Source organism: Fulvimarina thalattae (assembly GCF_040239565.1).
In the GTDB taxonomy this organism is placed as follows: domain Bacteria; phylum Pseudomonadota; class Alphaproteobacteria; order Rhizobiales; family Rhizobiaceae; genus Fulvimarina.
Map to the genome: position 1 here is coordinate 1 of NZ_JBEHWS010000014.1, position 17,800 is coordinate 17,800.

Below are 17,800 nucleotides of genomic sequence, written 5' to 3' on the forward strand. Positions count from 1 at the left end.
GCCAATGGCCGGCGCTCGGCGATCCGCTCGAAGGTCGAGCACGTCTTCGCCCGCCAGAAGGGGCCGATGGGCGCGTTCATCCGAACCATCGGCATCGTGCGCGCCGAGGCGAAGATCGGCATGGTCAATCTTGCCTACAATCTCACGCGCTTCGTCTGGCATCAGGGGCGAGGTGCGCCCGCATGACAGCGAGAACGCCGGCCAGGCGGCTGAAAAGCGGTCCGTAAACGCGAGAACCATGGAAATGCGGCGCCTCAGACCACTCGCAATCCCGAAACGACATTCAAGCTGCCTTCGTCCGTCGGAAATCGCGGTTCTTCGAGGTGTCCAATTTGAAAGACGGATTTGACTTCTGTGAGCACATTATAACTATCAAAAGACGTGTAGGGTGCGCGGTCTCTCCTCCCCACGGAACCCGGCCGAGCCTCCACAAACCCCTCTCTTGCGATTTCTAACGTTTAGCGCCGTTGGCGCTAAGCCGAAGAAATCGCTTTCTCTCCCTCAAGGGGAGAGAGGGCGCGGGGCACCGTCTCGGCATCAACGTAAGTTCCCAGAGAAGAGCTGTGCAGGGCCAAAGGGGCGACATTCTATGCCCTGATCAGGTTTTCAAAAGTGGGTCTCACAGGCAGTGACAAATCGACGAATGGGATCCAATCGCTGAACCCATGATCTCAAACCGCCAGAGAGAGGATCGCGAAGAAACCGCCGCGCACCCCTCTCCCCCCTTGAGGGGGAGAAAGCCATTCCAAGGAGTTGGGCCGTGCGCAGCGCGGACCAAACCTTGAGAATGGCAAGAGGGGGGTATGCGGTCTCTCCTCCTCACCGAATCCAGCCGAACCTGCGCGAACCCCTCTCTTGCGATTTCTAACGTTTAGCGCCTGCGGCGCTAAGCCGAAGAAATCGCTTTCTCTCCCTCAAGGGGAGAGAGGGCGCGCGGGGCACCGTCTCGGCACCAGAACGCATCTTAGCGCTTCACGAGCCCCACACCATCATCTAAGATTGCAAGATCGACACTCAAAAGATTATGCCATGCCGTCCCATCGCGACGTCAAGCCGGAGCATCGCGGGTATGCGCGGCGGATGCGGAGAATGCCGACCGATGCGGAGCGAATTCTCTGGCATCGCGTCAGGGCCGACCGCCTGCCCGGCCTCAGATTTCGCCGGCAGGTCCCGATGCTCGGCTTCATCGCCGATCTCGTCTGCCACGAGGCCCGGCTGATCGTTGAACTCGACGACTGGCAGCACATCGGCCTTGCGGCAAACGCCGCCCGCGACCGCCACCGCGACACGGCATTCGCCAAAGCCGGCTATCTCACGCTGCGCATCGACAATGACGACGTAATCGAGGATGTCGACGCGGTAGCGACACGCATCGCCGCCATCGCCAGAGAGAGGATTGCGAAGAATGCGTCTGGCACCCCTCTCCCCCCTTGAGGGGGAGAACGTCTTTTCGAAGTTTAGGCCGTGCGCAGCACGGTCTAAACTTCAGAAAAGACAAGAGGGGGGTATGCGGTCTCTCCTCCCCACCGAATCCGGCCGAAACTCCGCGAACCCCTCTCTTGCGATTTCTAACGTTTAGCGCCTGCGGCGCTAAGCCGAAGATCGGCCCTCCGCTTACGCTCCGGGCGTTCGTCACTCGGAAAGCGTTGCTTTCCGTCCGCAAGGGGACCGCTCCTCACTCTCTTCCTCAAGGGGAGAGAGGGTGCGTGCCGTTAGCAACTCCGCAATGCGGCACCGCCTCGGCAAAGCGCTCAAGAGGGACAACCACCCTCTCCTCCTTCGTCATCCCGGCCTCCGAGCCGGGATCCATTCCAGAGGCCACTCCTCCCTGACGTGGGTGGCGATGGCACGATCATCTATGCCGAAAGCGAAGAGGAATGGATCCCGGGTCAAGCCCGGGATGACGACCGTCTCTAAGCCTTACGCCACAGCAAAGCCGTCCCCGCCCAACAAAAATCTTATCCCCGCCCCACAAACCACACGCATACTCACACTCGCCAATCGCTTCCGAGGGGCACGGGTGATCGCCGGGATCGCTCTCGAAGCGGTTGGTGCGGTGTCTGCGGCGCGGCTCCTTCCGGAGGGGCGTGCGACTCGGACGTCTCGCGGCCCCGTTGGCTCCTCGTCCACTACGGGACGGGCGTGGATCGGCCCACTTGAACCCCTGTCGGGGTGAAACGCCAACAGCCGCCGAACATCGGGACCCGTCACCGCGCGGGAGCCGCCCGTCCGCCTTCGCGCCGAACCATCGGCGCGGACCGCCGGCGGGTCGGGTCGGGCGGGCGCGAGGATCGATGGACAGCGCAGCGATGACGACAAACCCCGCGCGGAGCGCCGGAGGCGAGCCGTATATCAGGAAACACCTGGAGGGCCCGCCTCCGGCGCTTCGCCGCCCTTCACGAAAAGGGTCGGACAATCATGAGGCTTCACTCAAACCCCGGTTGCGAAAGCGGCGCGGCAATGCGCCCGTGCGTCTGCTGCCCCGCTCTTGCCGGCACATACATCACGCATGAAACCGGCCCGACAGACCGGAATGAACCCAACGCGCCAATCCGTGCTTGCGTCGCGGCCCGTGCCGGATTATCTGTCGCCACGGCGGAGCGTAGCGCAGTCTGGTAGCGCACTTGGATGGGGTCCAAGGGGTCGGAGGTTCGAATCCTCTCGCTCCGACCATTTTCCCAAAAATCGAAATTTATCGACCGCGTCAGATCGCGTCGGCACCGACAGCGGCGAGCCCCGCCCGGCCGACTTCGAGATCCTGATCGCCCGTTCCCGAGCCGACGCCGATGCCGCCGACGACCTCGCCGTCGAACGCGATCGGCAACCCGCCCGGAAGACCGGTCACGCTCAGCTGCGTCGCAAGCTCGAGATGCGGGCGCATATGATCCGGCACATTGCCCGAGGGCGCACGGTTGGAGGCGGCGGTCCGCGCCTTGGTGAGCGCACTCTTGCGGCTGAGGAACTTCGCGCCGGTCATCCGCACCTCGGCGATCGTCTCGCCCGACGCATCGACCACAACGATGCATTGCGGCTGGCCGATCTCGCTCGCCTTGTCGATCGCCGCCCTCAGCATGGCCAGCGCGCCCTCATGGGTCAGAACCTTGGTATCCTTGGTGTTCATCGGCTCGTTTCCTCCAACCGGTGTTCGTGGGTCTACAGGACAAACCTGTCGCTTCCGCCGCCAAGTCAATATTCCGCGCGTCCGAAAGACGAGATTTCGGACGCCGCCTTCGCGGAGGGCCAGCGCCATGCAGGGAATCAAGAAAGAACGCTTCGCACTGGTCAGCTTTGTGCCCCTGATCTCGCAATAGGCTAAACTGACCGGACCATCACTGGGCGGTCTGGTTCTCGGTGGGTATCTCGGTCGTCAGCCCACGCTCGACCCGGCTCTCCAGATCGATTGTCTTGCCGACATAGGGCACAATCCGCCCCTCGATCGTGCAGTCGTTGCCGATGAGCTCGCCGTTCTCGCCGAAGGCACCCGCGCAATAGGATTGGCCCGGCAAACGCAGCTTATCGGCCGTCAGGCCGAGAAATTCCAAGATCACGCCGTTGGAGGAGGGCTGGCAGCCGATCTTGATGGTCGCTTCGAACGAGCCCTCGTTAGCAATAAAGTTCTCGACCGTATGGGCGTTCTGGTCCCAGCGCAGATTCGGGTCGATCGGCAGATAGCTCGGGATCGCGACGCCGAAGAGGCTGGTGATGTCGTTGAGATTCAGGGTCAGCGGCGTGCAGATGTCGGAGGCGTTGAGCCGCTCTGTGAGGATTTCCGGCGTCAAAAGCGGCGCCTGGGTGGGAGCCGCGTCCGCCGGCGTCTCGCTCGTCGTCTGCGCCAACGCCTGCCCGCTGAAGGCCAAGCTGCAAGCAAGAACCGCCGGGATTGTCAGCTTCGGTTTCAAGGTCATCAAATCCTTCGTCGATAAAGGTTTCGGCCGATCAGGCTCGATGTGCTGGCTATTGAGATAGGCATTGGCGGGCATATCGGAACCGGCAAGATTCAAGAGAACGCATCGCAAGCGCCTTGGTCGCATCAAGCTGTCACCTTTCCGCGCACCGCTCGAAGCCGTGACTTGCATGCATACTGGGCCAAGTGTGATTGGCATGGCCATCGAGACCACGAACAACGAAGGCAATGAGATCGACCGTTGACTTCCATCATCGCCAAGCGGCTTCTCGCTGCTATCCCCGTGCTGTTCGGCCTGTCCATCATCGTCTTCCTGATGATCGCGCTCATCCCCGGTGATCCGGCGACCGCGATCCTCGGCTCATATGCGACGCCGGAGAATGTACGAGAGCTGAACGCGGATCTCGGCCTCGATAAGTCCCTGCCACAGCAGTATCTCGCTTGGCTCTCGGGCGTGCTGCAGGGTGATTTCGGCCGCTCCTACGCGCTCAACCGACCGGTGATCGACGAGGTTCTGGAGCGCTTTCAGGCGACGCTGATCCTCGCCGGCGCTTCACTCGTCCTCGCCTCGCTCTTCGGTCTTCTCGCCGGCATCATCTCGGCGGTTCGCCAGTTCGGTTTCGCCGACAAGGCGATCACTGTCGCAGTCCTGATCGGCATCTCAGTCCCGTCGTTTTGGCTCGGGCTCATCCTCATCCTGTTCTTCGCGGTGAAGATCAGGCTGTTTCCGGCAAGCGGCATGGAGGCGGTCTATGGCGGCGGCGGGCCGCTGGACGTGCTCTACCACCTCGTCCTACCCGCCGTGACGCTGGCGGTCGTCGCGACCGGCGTCATCGCGCGGCTGACGCGGACGGCCATGCTGGAAGTGCTGCGGCAGGATTATATCCGCACGGCTCGCGCCAAGGGGCTGTCGGAGAGGCGGGTGATCTATGTCCACGCCTTCAAGGCCGCGCTGGTTTCGGTGATCCCGGTGATCGGCATCCAGGCAGGCTTCGTGCTGGGCGGCGCGGTCTATATCGAGACCGTATTTCAGTGGCCGGGTATCGGCGCGATGCTGGTGAACGCTATTTCCCAACGCGATATTTTACTGGTGCAGGGCGGCGTGCTGGTGGTCGCGGCTTCCTACGTTCTCTTCAACCTCCTCGCGGACGTCCTCCAGGTCGCGCTTGATCCGAGGCTGAAATGAGCGCCGTCACAGCCAACGGAAGCGAAGCGAAGACGGGCGCCGGGCGGCCCTCCTCGATCGCGCTTCTTTTCAACAACAGGCTCGCGACCGTCGGGCTCGCGGTTCTGGTTCTGGTGGTCCTCACCGCCCTCCTCGCGCCGCTCCTACCTCTCGCCGATCCGAACGCCACCGATCCGGCAAACCGCCTCGTCGGACCGTTGACCGACGGCCATATCCTCGGCACGGATGCGCTCGGCCGCGACCTCCTCTCGCGTCTCATCTGGGGAACGCGGGTCTCCCTTGCGGTCGGCCTCTCGGCCTCCCTGATTGCGGCGCTTGCCGGCTCCACGATCGGGCTCGTCGCGGGCTATGCTGGCGGACGGACGGATCAGGCGCTCATGCGCTTTATCGATCTGATGATGGCGTTTCCGTATATCCTGCTGGCGCTGGCGATCGTGGCCATTCTCGGCCCGGGGCTCATCAACGCGCTCTATGCGATCGCGATCGTCAACGTGCCTTTCTTTGCGCGGAATATTCGGGGCCTGACCGTCGGCCTCGCCCGCCGCGAATTCGTCGATGCGGCCAGGCTTTCCGGCAAGTCAAACCTTTCGATCATTGCGACGGAAGTCCTGCCAAACGTGTTGCCGACCATCGTCATCACGCTTTCTACGACGATCGGCTGGATGATCCTCGAGACGGCCGGGCTTTCCTTTCTCGGACTTGGCGCGCAGCCGCCGCAGGCTGATCTCGGCTCGATGCTCGGCGAGGGCCGCAAGGTGCTCTTCACCTCGCCCTTCGTCTCGCTGGTGCCGGGTCTGATGATTTTCCTCATCGTCCTGTCGATCAATCTCCTCGGCGACGGCATCCGCGACGTCCTCGACCCGCGCCTGAGATCGGGCGCGCTGGCAAGACCCTCGGCCCGCACGGAATTGGCCACCGGCACCCCTCACTCCCCACCGGGAAGAGATGTCGCCGCAGGCGAAAGAGAGGGGTCTCCAAAGACTGGAAATCAGGTCCTTGATGTCGCCGATCTCAGGACCGAATTCCAAATCGGCAGCAGCGTCCACAAGGCAGTGGGCGGCGTCGATCTCACAATCTCGCCCGGCGAATGCCTGGGGCTTCTCGGCGAATCGGGCTCGGGAAAATCCGTCACCGCCATGAGCCTCACCGGGCTCGTCCCCTCGCCGCCCGGACGTATCGCCGGCGGCCGGATCGCTTTTCGAAACGAACACCTTCTCGAAGTCTCCGACAAGCGCCTGCGCGACCTTCGCGGCGGCGACATCGCCTATGTCTTCCAAGACCCGCTGGCCACGCTCCATCCGCTCTTTACCGCTGGCGAACAGCTGATCGAGGCGATCAGAGCCCATCAGGACATCGGCCAGACGAAGGCACGCGAAAAGGCGCTGACGCTCATGCGGCAGGTGCGCATTCCGAATGCCGCAGCGCGGATGGAGGCCTATCCGCACGAACTCTCCGGCGGGCTGCGCCAGCGCGTCTCGATCGCAATTGCGCTCGCCAACGATCCGAAGCTGATCATCGCCGACGAACCGACGACCGCGCTCGACGTCACGGTTCAGGCGCAGGTGCTCAAATTGCTCGACGAGCTGCGCCGGGAAAGCGGCACGGCAGTCCTCTTCATTACCCATGACTTCGGTGTCGTCTCGGAGATCGCGGATCGGGTCGCGGTTATGTATGCGGGCCGGATCGTCGAGACCGGGCCGACCGAGGACGTAATGGCTAACCCGGCGCATCCCTATACGCGCATGCTGGTCGACTGCGTGCCGGTGATGGGCGAACCAGACCGTCGCCTTGCGGCGATCCGAGGACGCCCGCCCGCGGTCGACAAGCTGCCTGAGGGCTGCGCCTTCGCGCCGCGCTGTCCGCGCGCCGAGCCGGACTGCCGGACCGGGAACATCCCGATGGAGGCTAAGCGCGGCCGGATCGAAGCTCGCTGCATCCATCCGCTAGCGCCCGGCGAGACGCTGGAGGCGAGCGCGTGAGCCCGCTTCTGGAAGTCACGAACCTCACGCGCCGCTTCGGCGGCGGGCGCTCGATTTTCGGGCAGAAGAAGCCGGAACTCACCGCAGTGCGTGGCGTCGATTTTGCAATCGAGCGGGGCGATACGCTCGGTATCGTCGGCGAATCCGGCTGCGGAAAGTCGACGCTTGCCCGCATGCTGGTGGGGCTCGACGCGCCGAGCGCAGGCACGATCCGGTTGAACGGCAAGGACCTGACGGCCGGCGGTGCGAAGGCGCTGGCACAAAAGGTGCAATACGTCTTTCAGGATCCGGTCTCGTCTCTCAATCCGCGGCACCGGATCAAAACGATCCTCGAAGCGCCGATGAAACATCTGCGGGGGCTGAATTCGTCGGAGCGCAGGAGCCGGCTGGAAGAGCTCTGCGAGGCCGTCAATCTCGATCCAGGCTTTCTCGAGCGCTATCCGCACGAATTTTCTGGCGGACAGGCCCAGCGCATCGGCATTGCGCGGGCGCTCGCTGCCGATCCGGAAATCATTGTTCTCGACGAGCCCGTCTCGGCGCTCGACGTATCGGTGCAGGCGCGGGTGCTGAACCTGCTGGGCCAGCTGAAGCGCGAGCGTGACCTGACCTACATCTTCATCAGTCACGATCTGGCCGTGGTCGAAAGCGTCGCAACGCGTCTGGCCGTCATGTATTTCGGACGGATCGTCGAAGAAGCGCCCGATCGCAGCGCCTTCGAGAAACCGCTCCATCCCTACACGGATCTGCTTCTGCGCTCAGCCCCTGTACCGGGCCAGAGACGCGTCGCCGCCGGCCGCGATACGGGCGAACTGCCCGATCCCTACGATCCGCCCAAGGGATGCGCCTTTGCGGAACGGTGTCCAAGAGTGGAGAGTGATTGCCGAGAGGTCGATCCGCCGTTGGAAGCGAAGCTGGCTAGCTCGGAGCAGCAGGCGGCTTGTCATCATCCGCTGTCGATATGAAAATGCCCTACTGCTATCGCCAGATGGCGACCATTGTGGAAATGCCTCCCTTCAAACGCAGAAAATCTCGGGCTCGACATTGTCGGACCCGAGATTTCGAAGGTTTCGGTCGCACCATCTTCGATGAGAGCAAAATTCCAGCCGGAGACCCCGTCAGGCAGCCATGCTACGATGCATGCGCCCGCTGCTGGCTGGTCGCTCATGTGAAACCGTACCGTCTCCATCGAACTGGAAGCGGTGGGCGATGCCATCGAGTTTCCGCGCTTCTTCGGCAAGCGACCTGGCGGCAGCCGTTGCCTCTTCGACGACCGCTGCGTTCTGCTGGGTCACCTTGTCCATGTTGTCGGCTGCGCCGCTCAGCTCGCGAAGGCCGGTTGCCTGAGATGTCGCAGAGCTTGCGATCTCGTTGATGACCTCGGTCATCGTCGCGACTTCCTGGACGATCTCGTCGAGGCTCTTGCCGGATGCCGTGACGAGCTCGACGCCGAGAGTCACCTGTTCCGAAGAAGTGGAGATCAGGCCCTTGATTTCCTTGGCAGCCTGCGCGGAGCGCTGGGCGAGCGCACGCACTTCCTGGGCGACCACGGCAAATCCTCTGCCGGCCTCGCCGGCTCGGGCCGCTTCGACACCGGCGTTGAGCGCCAGCAGATTCGTCTGGAAGGCGATTTCGTCGATCACGGAAATGATTTGGTTGATCTTGTGCGAGGATTCCTCGATCTGGGTCATCGCGCCGATCGCCTTGGACACGACCGCGCCGCCGCTTTCCGCCTTGGTGCGCGCGTTCTGCGCAACCTTCTGCGCTTCGCCGGTGTTCTTCGCGGTCTGATCGACAGCGCGCGAAATCTCGTTCAACGCGGCGACCGTCTCTTCGAGCGTCGCGGCCTGTTGTTCGGTTCGGCGAGACAGGTCGTCCGACGTGCTGGCGATCTCATCCGAAGTGGCTGAGACGGAGCGAACGGAGGTCGCGACCTCGGAAAGTGCACGCGAAAGCGCGACGACGGCAGCGTCGAAATCCTGACCGATCGCGTCGAAACCTTCGGGCATATCCCTGGACGCACGGACGCAGAGATTACCGGAGGCAATCTTTGAGAGACCGTTTGCGAGCACGTCGAAGGCTCGCTTCTGCTTCGCTGCGGCGGCCTCTTCGGCTTTTTTCTGCTCTTCCTGCTGATTCCTGAGATCGACCATGATGGTCATATCGACGAGGAAGCAGGCGATTGCCGGGCGGCCATCGACCTCGGTGGCGACGAGTGTCACGAAACCGGGAAATTCGGAGCCATCGAGGCGTTTGACGCGCCACTCAAAACGGGTGATGCCGTCACGCACCGCATTCTTGGCGTGGGCGGCCGCACCTTCCGCGCTCCTGCTGCCATCCGGCTGCAGTTCGGGAGAAATCTGATCAGACTTCAGCCCGATGATCTGCTCTTTCGATCCTCGAAGGAAGGTTTCGGTCGCACTATTGCAATCGGAAATGACGCCATCCTGAATGACGTACAAGGCGTCCGGGCACGTGCGAAAAAGCGCCTCCGCAACCTGCTCGCCATAACTGCGCTTCTGACGATTTTTACCAAACACGTCTGCGTTCCCCCGAGGCTGCTTTCGCTGCTTTCGCGCTATTGTGAATGAAATTTATCAACGAATTGTTATTTACATGACGTTCCGATCGCGGCGTCATGGTGCCTTGCGGCACTTGCGATCTCCGCAGAAGATCCAATCGACCTTTCGCATCGCTTCGAACATCTAAGATAGCATTGCGAATACCACGTATCGCTACACGCGGTGACTTGCGCAGGTCTTGTTTCAGATCGGCGCGTCGGCGACGTCTATGACGCGCAGGCGTACCTTTTCCTGGCCTCGAAAACGATCCAGCGAAAGAGAGCCGGCGATGTGGACCGGCCGGTCAGACCGCTTCAGCAGCCGCTCGCCGATCGGGGTCTCTGCCTGTTTGAAGGCGATGATGTCCGCCCGTCCGCCGGAAGGCCCTCCCACAGTGGCACGCACATGGGCGTGGCCGACGACAGAGGCGTTGAGCACGCGCAAGTTTCCGAGCGCGAAGACCGGCGTCACATGCCCCTGGCCGAACGGGCCGGCGGCCTCGACCGCGCGGTAAAGGTCGGGCGAGAGGCCGGATGCGCCGATCGCGCCATCGATGCCGAGGCTCTCGTTTGCTCGTGTGCGCGTAACAGCGTCCAGCGCGCGTTCTTCGATGAACGCGCGGAAATCGGACAATCGCTCGCGCTTTATGGTGATGCCCGCCGCCATGGCGTGGCCGCCGCCCTTTTCGATGATGCTTTCGGCCACAGCCTCGCGCACGAAACGGCCGAGATCGACGCCGGCGATCGAGCGGCCCGAGCCGCTGCCCTTTCCGTTGACGTCGAAGGCAATGGCGAAGGCCGGGCGGCGAAAGCGCTCCTTGAGCCGGGCGGCGAGGAGGCCGACAATGCCTGGATGCCAGTCGCCGGACGATGTGACGAGAACCGGCGGCCCCTCACCCGCACCGATCTCGCGCAGGACCGCCTCTTCGGCATCACGGAGCATGACCTGCTCCATCGCCTGGCGCTCCTGATTGAGCGCGTCGAGACGCGCGGCAAGCGCTTCGGCCTCTGTCGCATCGGTGAGGCAAAGGAGGCGGCTACCGAGTGCCGCATCGCCGATCCGCCCGCCGGCATTGATTCTCGGGCCGAGCAGGAAGCCGAGATGATGGGGCTCGATCGGGCCGGAGAGCCGCGCGATCCGCGTCAGGGCGGCAATCCCGACATTCTCCATCGTCCGCATCACCTTGAGGCCCTGGACCACGAAGGCGCGGTTGAGCCCTGTGAGCGGAACGACGTCGCAGACTGTCGCGAGGGCGACGATATCGAGCCAGGCGAGAATATCGGGCAGGTCCGAATAGCCGCGATTACGCAAGGCGCGGTTGATCGCGACGAGGGTCATGAAGACGACGCCGGCTGCGCAGAGATAGCCGAGGCCAGCAACATCGTCCTGGCGATTCGGATTGACGATGGCGGAGGCGGCAGGAATGTCCGGTCCGGTCTGGTGATGGTCGAGAACGACGACATCCGCGCCGGCACCCTTCGCAGCGTCGATCGGATCGAAACTCGCGGTGCCGCAATCTACCGTAACGATGAGGTTTGCCTCGGATGCGAGTTCGCGCATTGCGGGAACGCTCGGGCCGTAGCCTTCGGTCACGCGGTCGGGGATGTAGATGCGCGCGTCGATCCCGAAATGGTTCAGATATCGCCACATGAGAGCGGCGGAAGAGGCTCCGTCCACGTCGTAGTCGCCGAAAATCGAGACGCGTTCGCGCTTTTGGATCGCCGTTGCAATGCGGTCCGCCGCGGCGTCCATATCGGTGAGGACGGAAGGGTCGGGCATGAGTTCGCGGAGGCGGGGTGCGAGGAAGCTGTGGGCCTCTTCGCCCGGCACGCCGCGGGCGGCGAGCACGCGGGCGACGATCTCGTCGATCCCCTGCTTCTGGCTCATGGCGAGCGCCAGCCCCTCGCCGCGCTCATCCAGCGCCGCACGCCATTTGCGCCCGCTGAGCGACCGCTCGACTCCCAGAAATGCCTGTCCGTTCTGCGCCATTGGGCTGTCATAGACGATGCGACCGACGAGCGGGAGGGTGGTCCGACGCTGCGATCCACAGCTGATGAATGCAGCAAAACCGGACGCAGGCGTGCAGGTTGCCGCAGCGCCTTGATTCGCATTGCCGGAGCGATAGCCTTTCCAGATCAGAACGACGGGAAAGAAGCGCCAGCCTTGATCTATATTCTCCTGAACATCGTTCCCATTCTCGCTGCGACGCTCGCCAGCCTTGCCTTCGGTGCGGCCATGTCGAAGGTTTTGCCCTCATCCGGCGTCGGCGGTCGGCGATCCATTGGCTTCGTCGCGGTCGTCTTCCTCGCCGAATTCTGGCTCTGCTCGATTCTCGCCGGCGCGCTCATCCTCGCTCCGCCGGAGGCCGGCGAATGGACGATGGCGCTTGGGAGTGCCGTCGTGATCTGGATCGGCTTCGTGGTGCCGGCGCTCGTCGTCTCTCTCGGCTATCGCGGCGTTCCGGCGACACGGATCGCGTTTCACTGCGTGCACTGGTTCGCCGCGATGTTCATCATGGCTCTCGTCCTGAAGACGATCGGCCTCGTTCCGCCGCCCGGCGCACCCGGTTCGGGTGGCTGACGGCGGAACGGGTGGAAAGGTGCGCGGGAACTCTGCGGAACGCCCGATCGGCTCTTTGTGCGCGAAGCGGGATGCTGTAACAGCACACGCAGAAAAACCGATGCCTTTGCCACGAAAGACGCCATGTACACCGACATCGCCATCACGCCGGACCTCGTCGCAGCTCACGGCCTGAAGCCCGACGAATACGAGCGCGCCCGCGGGCTGATCGGCCGCGATCCGACGATCACCGAGCTCGGCATCTTCTCGGCCATGTGGAACGAGCATTGTTCCTACAAGTCGTCCAAGAAATGGCTGCGCACGCTGCCGACCAAGGGCGAGCGCGTGATTCAGGGGCCGGGCGAGAACGCCGGTGTCGTCGATATCGGCGACGGGCTCTGTGTCGTCTTCAAGATGGAGAGCCACAATCACCCTTCCTTCATCGAGCCCTATCAGGGCGCGGCGACGGGCGTCGGCGGGATTTTACGCGACGTCTTTACCATGGGCGCGCGGCCGATCGCGGCAATGAATGCGCTCCGCTTCGGCGAGCCGAACCACCCGAAGACGCGCCATCTGGTGGCGGGCGTCGTCGCGGGCGTCGGGGGCTACGGCAACTCATTCGGCGTCCCCACCGTCGGCGGCGAGGTGAATTTTCACGCCCGCTACAACGGCAACTGCCTCGTCAACGCCTTTGCGGCAGGGCTCGCGAAGACGGATGCGATCTTCTATTCGAAAGCTGAAGGCGTCGGGCTTCCGGTGGTCTATCTCGGCGCCAAGACCGGCCGTGACGGCGTCGGCGGCGCGACTATGGCTTCGGCGGAATTCGACGAAACGATCGAAGAGAAACGCCCGACCGTGCAGGTGGGAGACCCGTTCACCGAAAAATGCCTGCTCGAGGCCTGCCTCGAACTGATGCAGACAGGTGCCGTCATCGCGATCCAGGATATGGGCGCGGCTGGCCTCACCTGCTCAGCGGTGGAGATGGGCGCAAAGGGCGATCTCGGCATCGAGCTCGATCTCAACGCTGTGCCGGTGCGCGAAACCTCGATGAGCCCCTACGAGATGATGCTCTCGGAGAGCCAGGAGCGCATGCTCATGGTGCTGCGCCCCGAAAAGCGTGAGGTCGCCGAGGCGATCTTCAAGAAGTGGGATCTCGATTTCGCGATCGTCGGCAAGACGACCGACGACAAGCGCTTCCGCATCATGTTCGACGGCAAGGAAGTCGCCGATCTTCCGATCAAGGAATTGGGCGACGAAGCGCCTGAATATGATCGGCCCTGGGTGGAGCCTAAGCCGCGCGTGGAGATTGCCGCCTGCGATATCGCGGAGCCGGCCGATTACGGCGCGGTTCTCCTCAAGCTTCTCGGCTCGCCAGATCTCTGCTCCCGCCGCTGGGTCTACGAGCAGTACGATACGCTCATCCAGGGCAACACGCTGCAAAGGCCGGGCGGTGATGCCGGCGTCGTGCGCGTCGACGAGCATCCGACCAAGGCGCTCGCCTTCTCCTCCGACGTGACGCCGCGCTATTGCGATGCCGACCCCTATCGTGGCGGCGCGCAGGCTGTCGCTGAATGCTGGCGCAATCTGACGGCTGTTGGCGCGACGCCGCTGGCTGCGACCGACAATCTCAATTTCGGCAATCCGGAAAAGCCGGAGCTGATGGGGGTGTTCGTGAAGGCCGTCGAGGGCATCGGCGCGGGCTGCGAGGCCCTGGCCTTCCCGATCGTCTCGGGCAATGTCTCGCTTTACAATGAGACCTACGGACAGGCGATCCTGCCGACGCCCACGATCGGCGGCGTCGGCCTGATCGAGGACCGCACGAAGACGGCGACCATCGGCGCGATGGAGGACGACGACGTCCTCTTCCTCGTCGGCGGCGACGGCAGCCATCTCGGCGCATCGATCTATCTGCGGGAGATCGAGGGCCGCGAAGAAGGTGCCCCGCCCCCGGTCGATTTCGAGGCCGAACGCCGCCATGGCGATTTCGTGCGCAAGCTGATCACCGGCGCGATCGCCAAGGCCTGCCATGACCTTTCCGACGGCGGGCTCGCCATTGCGCTTGCCGAGATGTGCATCAAGTCATCGCGCGGCATGCGGATCGACGCCGGCCAGGGTTTTGGCCATGCGCTGCTCTTCGGCGAGGATCAGGCACGCTATGTGATCGCCGTGAAGCCCGAAGAGGCCGAGCGGATCGCCAAGGAAGCCGAGATCGCGGGCGTGCCGCTCCGCCGCCTTGGCGTTGCCGGCGGCACGCGGCTGAAGATCGAGGATCGGCTGGAACTCGATATTGGCGAGCTGGCAGTCGCCCACGAAAGCTGGTTCCCCGATTTCATGTCCGGCGAGATCGTCGAACCGGCAGCGGCCTGACGGATTACACCGTCAGGCAATTGCAGGGCGCGGTGTTCGGGCTTACCTTTCTGCCAGCACGACAAGAAACACGAGGAAACCGCCGATGCCGATGAATGCCGGTGACATCGAACGCATGATCAAGGACGCGATTCCCGACGCCTCCGTTACGATTCGCGATCTCGCGGGCGACGGTGATCACTATGCGGCCGAGATCGTCTCGGAGAGCTTTCGGGGCAAGTCCCGAGTTCAGCAGCACCAGCTCGTCAACCGGGCTCTCAAGGGCAAGCTCGGCGACGAACTACATGCGCTGGCGCTCCAGACGAGCGCGCCGAAATAAGAGACAATGTTCCGTGGCTGTCGATGTCGCATGAGAACGAAGCCCCCCGATATCGGACGCAGGTTCTCTTCGCCCGCAATGCACCGGTGGCAATTATCGCTCTGCGAAGGGGCCAGAACCAGCATCAACTGATCATATGGCACCTGCTGAACGACAATTTCACGCCGGGCCAGTGGATGCGCGGCGACGTTAGGCTTTATGACCTCAGTCCCAAGGGTGATTTACTTCTCTATTTTGCCGCTCAGAGGCACAAGGTTCCAGCGCGTGGCGATCCACAGGGCAAAGGAGCACAGGCACTTTATCGCGGCGGCACGACGAAAGAGATTTACTCCGAAGGCACAGCGTCCATCAGGCAACGCAGGTCGAAGAAGAAACTACCCAACTATATGCGTGGTCCGGGCGAGCACGCTATCTCGAAGCAGGGTGGGCTCAAGCATGCCGGCTTCCGACGCCGCCCTGTCATAGGCGACACCTGGACGGCGATCAGCAAGCCCCCGTTTTTCACGGCACTTGCGCTCTGGCCTGCATTTGGCACATGGACGGGTGGGGGCCATTTCGAAAGCGCAAGGCATGTGTCGATCTTCGAGCGAGCCGACGCGATGCTGCCTCACGAGAGAGCTCCCCTTCCGGATGAATTCCGCTTTGACAGCCTGCTCGATAAGGCCGAGTCTACGGATTCGCGCTGCGCGACCTCTCCGCAGGAGTTGATGACAAAAGCGCACATGGAATTCGCCACGATGGTGGTCCGGCAGGGACTGAGGCGATGCGACTGGGTGTTTCAACGGCAGAATGGCGAGCTGCTCTTTTCGGGCGACGGCCGGATATTCACTGTCGGCGGGGCCGTTTCACATTCCGATATCCTGCGCAGTGCGACTGTCATCGCCGACTTCACCGAACACCGCTTCGAACAGGTTCAGCCACCGGACTGGGCAACCCGCTGGTGAGCGCAGGGCTAGAATTTCACCAATACGGCGGCTATCTGGGACAGTATGGACCGCCCTCCAAAGGCACAATGAAAGGTTTCTCCAAATGTCTGGAATTCAGGACTGGATCGACAGCGAAGTCAAATCGAACGACGTCGTCGTCTTCATGAAGGGCACGCCGTCCTTCCCGCAGTGCGGGTTCTCGGGACAGGTGGTGCAGATCATGGATTACATGGGCGTTGAGTATAAAGGCGTGAACGTCCTGACCTCGGACGACCTGCGTCAGGGCATCAAGGAATACAGCGACTGGCCGACGATCCCGCAGCTTTACGTGAAGGGCGAGTTCGTGGGCGGCTGCGATATCATACGCGAGATGTTCCAGGCCGGAGAGCTGAAGCAGTTACTCGAAGACAACGGCATCTCGACGACGGCACCGCAGCCCGCAGCCGGCTAAGCCGGGCTTCCAGAGCTACACGCAATCTTGAGGGCTCGCCATCTGGCGGGCCTTTATCATTTGCGGGATACGCCGGAGCGATCCATTTCATTCGTGAAACAAACTGTTTCGCGGACTTGTCGGCGTTTTTGCGCCGCACAAATATCTCGTGTTACGAAAAATCTGAAAGCCGCATCCATGTCCGCCGCGTCGAACGCCGATACGCGAGGCCTCCCCTATTGGGAACTCGTACTCATGATCGCCTGCCTGATGGCCCTGAATTCGGCGGCGATCGACATCTTCATTCCGGCTCTCCAGGACATAGGTTCGGCGCTTGGCGTGGCGGACGAGAACCAGCGGCAGCTCGTGCTGACGGCCTACTTGCTCGGTTTCGGGGCGGCTCAGCTGGTGTTCGGCCCGCTTGCGGACCGGTTCGGGAGGCGGCCCATCCTGCTCGGCGGACTTGCACTCTATATCGGCGCGTCGCTCGTTGCGATCGCATCGCCGACCTTCGAAATTCTTCTCAGCCTGCGCGCTCTTCAGGGCGTCGGCGCAGCCGCGACGCGCGTTATCGCGATCTCAGTCGTGCGCGACTGTTTTGGCGGTCGAAAAATGGCGAGCGTCATGTCTCTCGTCATGATGGTCTTCATGGCGATTCCGGTCGTCGCGCCGAATATCGGCCAGGGAATCATGCTCTTCGGCTCGTGGCGCGAGATCTTCATCGCGATCGCGCTTTTTGCTGTCGGAATCAGCATCTGGTCCATCGCACGGCTGCCCGAAACCCTGGCTCCCGAGAACCGGCGTGAACTGACGGCAAAGCGCGTCTTCGAGGCGTTCCGGATCGTGCTGACGAACCGCACGGCGTTCGGCTACACGATGGCGACGTCGCTGATCTTCGGTGTCCTGTTCGGCTTCATCAACCAGGTGGAGCAGATCTTCACGCAGACCTACGGGCTCGGCCCCTATTTCACGCTGATCTTCTCGATCACCGCTGTCTTCATGTCGCTCGCGTCCTTCGTGAATTCGCGCCTGGTGGAGCGCTTCGGCATGAGGCGGCTCTCACATGCGGCGCTCTTCGGCTTCCTCGGGCTCGCCCTCTTCCATGGCTTCGTCGCCTACGAGCTGGGCGGGGCGACACCGATCTGGTTCTTCGTGCCCGTCATGACGCTGAATTTCTGTCTGTTCGGCTTCATAGGGACGAACTTCAATTCGCTCGCCATGGACCCGCTCGGCCATGTCGCCGGCACCGCCTCTTCGGTTCTCGGTTTCATGCAGACATTCGGCGGCGGCGTTTTCGGCGCGATCATCGGCTCTTATTACGACGGCAGCATCGTACCGCTTCTGGTGGGTTTCTGCGTTCTCGCCACGGGAGCACTTGTCTGCGCACTCGTTGCCGATGGCGGTCTCTTCAAGCGAAAGAACCGCCGTCCAAAGGCCTCTGAGGAACAGCCCGCGGAGTAATATCTCCGCAATCGCCACGCAGACCACACGTGTGTCGGGTCGAAATGTTGCCGTTCCGTGACATCCGTTGCGCGAATGCGATAATGCCGGAGCTTGCGTGGCGCTTTCGCT

Annotated in this window: 14 protein-coding genes, 1 tRNA gene and 1 pseudogene; 12 read left to right on the plus strand and 4 right to left on the minus strand. The window is 62.7% G+C overall.

Annotated features, from left to right (window positions below; genetic code table 11):
• The 3 genes and pseudogenes from ABRA89_RS15855 to ABRA89_RS15865 all read left to right on the plus strand — a co-directional run.
• Positions 1-186 (plus strand): annotated as a pseudogene (locus ABRA89_RS15855) (IS5/IS1182 family transposase); the annotation flags it as partial.
• An 843-nt stretch (positions 187-1,029) separates the two neighbouring features.
• Positions 1,030-1,434, plus strand: a complete 405-nt coding sequence (locus tag ABRA89_RS15860) for an endonuclease domain-containing protein (protein ID WP_349942471.1) — start codon at positions 1,030-1,032, stop codon at positions 1,432-1,434.
• Positions 1,435-2,596: 1,162 nt separating this feature from the next.
• Positions 2,597-2,673: transfer RNA gene (locus tag ABRA89_RS15865), tRNA-Pro, on the plus strand.
• Positions 2,674-2,704: 31 nt separating this feature from the next.
• Here the strand turns inward: ABRA89_RS15865 and ABRA89_RS15870 are convergent.
• Together ABRA89_RS15870 and ABRA89_RS15875 are read right to left on the minus strand one after the other, a co-directional pair.
• Positions 2,705-3,121: a GlcG/HbpS family heme-binding protein gene (locus ABRA89_RS15870; RefSeq protein ID WP_349942472.1), complete on the minus strand. Its 417-nt coding sequence runs from the start codon at positions 3,119-3,121 to the stop codon at positions 2,705-2,707.
• A gap of 208 nt (positions 3,122-3,329) precedes the next feature.
• Positions 3,330-3,905 (minus strand): hypothetical protein, encoded by a 576-nt coding sequence (locus tag ABRA89_RS15875; RefSeq protein ID WP_349942473.1) that lies wholly within the window; start codon positions 3,903-3,905, stop codon positions 3,330-3,332.
• A 240-nt stretch (positions 3,906-4,145) separates the two neighbouring features.
• Here ABRA89_RS15875 and ABRA89_RS15880 point away from each other — a divergent pair, with 240 nt between their 5' ends.
• From ABRA89_RS15880 to ABRA89_RS15890, 3 genes are read left to right on the plus strand one after another with little or no spacing between them, the layout of a single operon-like run.
• Positions 4,146-5,090: an ABC transporter permease gene (locus ABRA89_RS15880; RefSeq protein WP_349942474.1), complete on the plus strand. Its 945-nt coding sequence runs from the start codon at positions 4,146-4,148 to the stop codon at positions 5,088-5,090.
• Positions 5,087-7,069, plus strand: a complete 1,983-nt coding sequence (locus ABRA89_RS15885) for a dipeptide/oligopeptide/nickel ABC transporter permease/ATP-binding protein (RefSeq protein WP_349942475.1) — start codon at positions 5,087-5,089, stop codon at positions 7,067-7,069. The genes ABRA89_RS15880 and ABRA89_RS15885 overlap by 4 nt, the downstream gene beginning before the upstream one ends.
• Positions 7,066-8,031, plus strand: a complete 966-nt coding sequence (locus tag ABRA89_RS15890; RefSeq protein WP_349942476.1) for an ABC transporter ATP-binding protein — start codon at positions 7,066-7,068, stop codon at positions 8,029-8,031. The genes ABRA89_RS15885 and ABRA89_RS15890 overlap by 4 nt, the downstream gene beginning before the upstream one ends.
• 153 nt (positions 8,032-8,184) lie before the next feature.
• On the opposite strand, the gene ABRA89_RS15895 is transcribed toward ABRA89_RS15890, so the two are convergent.
• A complete protein-coding gene (locus tag ABRA89_RS15895; RefSeq protein WP_349942477.1) occupies positions 8,185-9,606 on the minus strand; it encodes a methyl-accepting chemotaxis protein in 1,422 nt (473 codons plus the stop codon).
• A 225-nt stretch (positions 9,607-9,831) separates the two neighbouring features.
• Positions 9,832-11,616, minus strand: coding sequence for a single-stranded-DNA-specific exonuclease RecJ (gene recJ / locus ABRA89_RS15900; RefSeq protein ID WP_349942478.1), 1,785 nt, complete (start codon positions 11,614-11,616; stop codon positions 9,832-9,834).
• Between the two features lie 174 nt (positions 11,617-11,790).
• On the opposite strand from recJ, the gene ABRA89_RS15905 reads away from it, so the two are divergent.
• From ABRA89_RS15905 to ABRA89_RS15930, 6 genes are all read left to right on the plus strand, one after another.
• Positions 11,791-12,207: a hypothetical protein gene (locus ABRA89_RS15905; protein WP_349942479.1), complete on the plus strand. Its 417-nt coding sequence runs from the start codon at positions 11,791-11,793 to the stop codon at positions 12,205-12,207.
• A 123-nt stretch (positions 12,208-12,330) separates the two neighbouring features.
• Positions 12,331-14,553, plus strand: coding sequence for a phosphoribosylformylglycinamidine synthase subunit PurL (gene purL / locus ABRA89_RS15910; RefSeq protein WP_349942480.1), 2,223 nt, complete (start codon positions 12,331-12,333; stop codon positions 14,551-14,553).
• Positions 14,554-14,638: 85 nt separating this feature from the next.
• Positions 14,639-14,872 (plus strand): BolA family transcriptional regulator, encoded by a 234-nt coding sequence (locus tag ABRA89_RS15915; RefSeq protein ID WP_349942481.1) that lies wholly within the window; start codon positions 14,639-14,641, stop codon positions 14,870-14,872.
• A 23-nt stretch (positions 14,873-14,895) separates the two neighbouring features.
• Positions 14,896-15,816, plus strand: coding sequence for a hypothetical protein (locus tag ABRA89_RS15920; protein WP_349942482.1), 921 nt, complete (start codon positions 14,896-14,898; stop codon positions 15,814-15,816).
• An 85-nt stretch (positions 15,817-15,901) separates the two neighbouring features.
• Positions 15,902-16,249 carry a Grx4 family monothiol glutaredoxin gene (gene grxD / locus ABRA89_RS15925; protein WP_349942483.1) on the plus strand — a complete coding sequence of 116 codons (348 nt, stop codon included), beginning with the start codon at positions 15,902-15,904 and terminating at the stop codon, positions 16,247-16,249.
• 177 nt (positions 16,250-16,426) lie between these two features.
• The gene (locus tag ABRA89_RS15930) at positions 16,427-17,689 is read left to right on the plus strand and encodes a multidrug effflux MFS transporter (RefSeq protein WP_349942484.1); all 1,263 of its coding nucleotides are present in this window, start codon (positions 16,427-16,429) and stop codon (positions 17,687-17,689) included.
• Positions 17,690-17,800 lie beyond the last annotated feature (111 nt).

Bases quoted from the DNA above. Each gene is read 5' to 3' on its own strand.
- ABRA89_RS15860 (WP_349942471.1), top strand. From the start codon at position 1,030: ATGCCGTCCCATCGCGACGTCAAGCCGGAGCATCGCGGGTATGCGCGG.
- ABRA89_RS15870 (WP_349942472.1), bottom strand. From the start codon at position 3,121: ATGAACACCAAGGATACCAAGGTTCTGACCCATGAGGGCGCGCTGGCC.
- ABRA89_RS15875 (WP_349942473.1), bottom strand. From the start codon at position 3,905: ATGACCTTGAAACCGAAGCTGACAATCCCGGCGGTTCTTGCTTGCAGC.
- ABRA89_RS15885 (WP_349942475.1), top strand. From the start codon at position 5,087: ATGAGCGCCGTCACAGCCAACGGAAGCGAAGCGAAGACGGGCGCCGGG.
- recJ (WP_349942478.1), bottom strand. From the start codon at position 11,616: ATGGCGCAGAACGGACAGGCATTTCTGGGAGTCGAGCGGTCGCTCAGC.
- purL (WP_349942480.1), top strand. From the start codon at position 12,331: ATGTACACCGACATCGCCATCACGCCGGACCTCGTCGCAGCTCACGGC.
- ABRA89_RS15915 (WP_349942481.1), top strand. From the start codon at position 14,639: ATGCCGATGAATGCCGGTGACATCGAACGCATGATCAAGGACGCGATT.
- ABRA89_RS15920 (WP_349942482.1), top strand. From the start codon at position 14,896: ATGTCGCATGAGAACGAAGCCCCCCGATATCGGACGCAGGTTCTCTTC.
- grxD (WP_349942483.1), top strand. From the start codon at position 15,902: ATGTCTGGAATTCAGGACTGGATCGACAGCGAAGTCAAATCGAACGAC.
- ABRA89_RS15930 (WP_349942484.1), top strand. From the start codon at position 16,427: ATGTCCGCCGCGTCGAACGCCGATACGCGAGGCCTCCCCTATTGGGAA.